This is a genomic window from Telluria sp. AZSoR62, from assembly GCF_058111565.1.
Genome location: NZ_JBYTST010000419.1, coordinates 1 through 256, shown reverse-complemented (window position 1 = coordinate 256; position 256 = coordinate 1). Strand labels below are relative to the sequence as shown.

Sequence of the window (256 nt, the reverse complement as noted above, 5' to 3'; positions counted from 1 at the left end):
AACCCGGGCGAGCGAGGCGATGGCGGGCATCCGCCGGCACGTTCCGGGCGCCAAACTTGAGCCACTGGTCTGTGACCTCTCAGACCAGTCCTCGATCCATGCGGCGGCGGCCGACTTCCTGTCCCGGCACGACCGGCTCGACGTGCTGGTCAACACAGCGGGTGTGTTCCGCGAGGAGCGTCAGGTAACCCGCGATGGAATAGAACTGACCTTCGCCACTAATGTGATGGCCTACTTCCTGCTGACCAACCTGCTG

General features: G+C 64.1%; 1 protein-coding gene. It reads left to right on the top strand.

What is annotated here, in order from left to right:
- Positions 1–256 (top strand): SDR family NAD(P)-dependent oxidoreductase (locus AC3XQU_RS24295; RefSeq protein WP_489876679.1); only part of this gene is annotated, 256 nt, incomplete at both ends.